The 4059-nt window shown below is 44.2% G+C and carries 4 protein-coding genes; all 4 read left to right on the top strand.

Translation table 11 applies throughout. The features are described 5' to 3' along the window. On the top strand, positions 1-478 hold a 478-nt coding region (locus tag IQR33_RS23430), incomplete at its 5' end, for a sensor histidine kinase (RefSeq protein ID WP_193844096.1). Then, positions 471-1694 carry a sigma-54-dependent transcriptional regulator gene (locus IQR33_RS23435; protein ID WP_193837812.1) on the top strand — a complete coding sequence of 408 codons (1224 nt, stop codon included), beginning with the start codon at positions 471-473 and terminating at the stop codon, positions 1692-1694. The genes IQR33_RS23430 and IQR33_RS23435, both read left to right, overlap by 8 nt. Before the next feature lie 173 nt (positions 1695-1867). After that, a complete protein-coding gene (locus IQR33_RS23440; protein ID WP_005374562.1) occupies positions 1868-3259 on the top strand; it encodes an HlyD family type I secretion periplasmic adaptor subunit in 1392 nt (463 codons plus the stop codon). A 114-nt stretch (positions 3260-3373) separates the two neighbouring features. Continuing rightward, positions 3374-4057 (top strand): transglutaminase-like cysteine peptidase, encoded by a 684-nt coding sequence (locus tag IQR33_RS23445; RefSeq protein ID WP_005374561.1) that lies wholly within the window; start codon positions 3374-3376, stop codon positions 4055-4057. Positions 4058-4059: the final 2 nt, after the last annotated feature.

The following is a 4059-nucleotide window of genomic DNA, read 5'->3' on the forward strand; positions in this document are numbered from 1 at the left end:
ACATACTGCCACCAGCATTTTGAGCAACAAGCTTATTAAGCAAGGAGTAACACTAAAAGTTCCGGCCATCGACTATGATGTGAAGCTGGCCATTCACAGCGTTGAATTAGAACAAGTGCTGATAAACCTCTTCCACAACGCCGCACAAGCGATGGAAAACCACTGTATCGATCCGCAAATATCCATTGCTGTTCAGTGTCATGATGACAGTTGCGACATTCTTGTTTCCGATAACGGACCAGGGATGTCAGACGAAGCCCTAGCAAAAGTGTTCGACCCATTTTTTACGACTAAGCCGGAGGGTCTTGGATTAGGTTTAACAATCTCCAAGCGGATTATAGAGAGCTATCACGGTTCCCTCTGTGCCTATAAACATCAGAACACAGAACAACAAGCAGGAGGGATGACCTTTATCGTGACGCTACCAATAGTCAATCAGAATAAACGTACCCCAGAAGTGGAAAACGACCATGAATAACCCAGTTTTCTTTGTTGATGACGAACCACACATTCGTGATGCCGTGTCTCAAGCCCTGCTGATTGAAGGGATAGACGTCACCTGCTTACCCAACGCAGTAGAAGCCTTACGCGTAATCGACTCAAATACACCTGCGATTATCATCACCGATATCCATATGCCCGTGATGGATGGCTTGGAGTTTATGCGAACTTTGCGAAGCAAAAACGATCACTTTCAATTCATCGTACTTACTGGACATGGAGATGTGAAAACCGCGGTAGATGCGATGAAAAGCGGCGCGTACGACTTTCTAGAAAAACCGTTTTCAACGGAACAGCTCATGAAATCGCTCAACAATGCCAGCGATAAACTGAACTTGTTGCAAGAAAACATCTGGCTTAAGAAAGAGCTCGACATGCAAACTCATGTTGGTCCGAAAATGATTGGTCACAGTAAGGCCATGGTGAGCATTCGTCGCGCCTTGATCAGTGCGCCCACAAGCCAGCCGCTCATTTTTGTAGGTCAAGATGGTACGGGTCGGCGACTCGCTGCACAATTTGCCCACGACATACATGCAACACCGGATAGTGAGCTAATCGCCGCTTCTGGTGAAGACCTCTATGAGCTTTCATTAGAAGCGCTCGACAAAGCCATACACCGCTTAAGTGAAGGAAAACGCCACTGCAGTTTGTACTTACATAGCGCAGAGCATGTGTCGTTTGAACAATGGGAATACTTGTTCAAGCACCCAAAACTTGAACGTGTTTTTGGCGCGACCACCCAAGCCGAGCCACCTCTAAAACCCCTGGCGACTCTAATTCACTTACCAACGCTCGATGAAAGAAAGGAAGATATAGGGCCTTTATACAAGCACTTTGTGCGCCACACAGCGAGTCGATATCAGTTACAGCCGCCACATATCAGCCTAGAAGAGGTCAAACACCTCTCCAGTCTCGAATGGCCAGAAAACGTTAAGCAGCTACGCCAATTTGCTGAACTTCGTGCCCTCAAGCCAGATACTTTTAGAATGGAAGATTGGAACAGTGAGAAAAGTCTTGAAATTCAGAGTATGACTCAGCGCACAGAATACTTTGAATATTGCTTGTTATTCGATGCATTGCAAAGACATCGCGGCAGACTCAAAGAGGTTCAACTAGAATTACAGGTATCACGCAAAACCTTGTACGACAAACTAAAAAAACATCAGTTGGATAAAGCCAAGTTCAAGGCGTAATAGCTATACTCCGGCGCTAATTATGCTTTTGTTTGATTTAGAAAGTGTAAGAAAGCTCATTTGAAGAGAGAATAACCCTCTTCTCATATTTTATTAGCCGAGCATGCTGACATGATCGGTTAATAATAATAAGATCAAAAAGATAATCCGTAATTATATAAGCAGGGACTGTGATGAGCCGAGATAACTACAACAAACTCAACGATGAAGAGTTGGATTTTGTTGATGACAAAACTGCAGCATTGCTCCTCAATACCCCCAACAGCGCGCGTTTTATGCTCTGGGTTATGGTGCTATTTTTCATTGCAGCAATAGGTTGGGCATCTTGGGCTGAAATCGACAAAGTCACGGTTGGTCAAGGCAAAGTGATTCCCTCCTCACAGATACAAGTAGTCCAAAACTTAGAAGGTGGCTTAGTCAAAGAAATCTTGGTCAAAGAAGGTCAGTTGGTTGAAAAAGGCCAACAGTTACTGCTTATCGATGACACCCGCTTTCGCTCAGATTTTCGTGAACGTGAGCAACAAGTTGCCAACCTTACCGCATCTGTGCTGCAACTATCCGCTTCTATTAACAGTGTTGCCGTTAATCGTGATTTTGAAACGGAAAACTGGCGTCAAAGTGTACTACTTGATTACGGTAAACTGACCTTCCCACCAACCTTGGAAGAGACTCGACCTCAACTCACACAGCGTCAAAAAGCAGAATATCGCGAAGATCTAGATAATTTACGCAACCAACTTTCTGTTATTGACCAACAAGTGCAGCAAAAGCAGCAGGACTTGGTAGAGATCCAAGCACGAGTAAGGAACTTACGTCAAAGCTACCAATACGCGAAAAAAGAACTCGATATCACCAAACCTTTGGCAGACGAGGGCGTTGTTCCTCGTATTGAACTGCTCAAATTACAGCGCCAAGTCAACGATACCCGTCGTGAAATGACGTCCAGTGAGCTCAAGATTCCCGTATTGCAATCAGCGATTCGAGAATCCATGCTCAACCGTATTGATGTTGCACTCAAATTCCGCTCTGAACAGCAAGAGAAACTCAACAGCGCCCAAGACCAGTTATCTGCCTTGGTTGAATCAGCGGTGGGCTTGGAAGATAGAGTAAACCGAACGGTTGTGAATTCGCCAGTAACAGGCAAAATCAAAACACTGAACATCAATACTGTCGGTGGTGTTATCCAACCTGGTATGGATATCGTCGAGATCGTACCAACAGAAGACACACTATTGGTAGAAGCGAAAATTGCGCCAAAAGACATCGCATTTTTACGCCCAGATCTTCATGCTATCGTGAAATTTACAGCTTACGACTTCACAAAGTACGGCGGTTTAGAGGGTGAGTTGGAACATATCAGCGCGGATACCACTCAAGATGAAGAAGGCAACAGCTTCTACATTGTTCGTGTACGCACCGAAAAAACAAACTTTGGTCAAGATGCAGATTTACCAATCATTCCAGGAATGACAGCATCGGTCGATATCATCACAGGGAAGCGAACCGTTTTGGAATATCTACTTAAACCGATTTTAAGTGCCAAAACGAACGCCTTGAAGGAGTAAACCACATTAAGATACTCGCGATAGGGAGTATTGAGCGATAAGTGATTAAATAAAAAGCACTTATTTCTCACTGACGAACTCTCTAGAAGAGTATACTTGTGATACGAGTCGAATATGCGATCCAATTTGCAGCGTAAAGTTACATTATTAATCAGCTTAAGTTGTTTGTCGTTCCAACTTGGTGCGCTGAACAGTAAAGAACAACGATGGGTCAATACGGTCACAGCGGTGTACGGCGAACGTGCGGGATTGCGCGTAAATACATGGCGAAAGAACCTCGACTTATTTAAACAATTAGAGACTCATGAACAGCTCGCTGGCGTTAACGACTTTTTTAATCAGCTGTATTTCGTTGACGACATAAAACTGTGGGGAAAGACAGATTATTGGGCTACGCCACTCGAATTTTTAGGGAGTAACGCAGGAGACTGTGAAGATTTCACTATTGCTAAGTACTTCTCTTTACTCGAGCTAGGAATACCAGATTCAAAGATGCGGTTAATATACGTAAAAGCCATCGAACTGAATCAGTTTCACATGGTATTAGCTTACTACCCTACCCCAAGTTCTGAGCCGCTCATTCTCGATAATATCAATCCTGACATTGTCCGAGCCTCTAAGCGTAGCGACTTGCTACCGATATACAGTTTTAATGGTACAAACCTGTGGTTGATGAAGTCATCTGCTAGCACTGGAGAGCTAGCAGGGAAAGCATCACGGTTGAGCCTTTGGAATGACTTACGCTCGCGCGAACGTAAGTTGCAGTTAAATAAACCTAAAATTAACTATGACGAGTGAGA

Source organism: Vibrio sp. OPT46, from assembly GCF_015163535.1.
In the GTDB taxonomy this organism is placed as follows: domain Bacteria; phylum Pseudomonadota; class Gammaproteobacteria; order Enterobacterales; family Vibrionaceae; genus Vibrio; species Vibrio alginolyticus.

Bases quoted from the DNA above. Each gene is read 5' to 3' on its own strand.
- IQR33_RS23435 (WP_193837812.1), top strand. From the start codon at position 471: ATGAATAACCCAGTTTTCTTTGTTGATGACGAACCACACATTCGTGAT.
- IQR33_RS23440 (WP_005374562.1), top strand. From the start codon at position 1,868: ATGAGCCGAGATAACTACAACAAACTCAACGATGAAGAGTTGGATTTT.
- IQR33_RS23445 (WP_005374561.1), top strand. From the start codon at position 3,374: ATGCGATCCAATTTGCAGCGTAAAGTTACATTATTAATCAGCTTAAGT.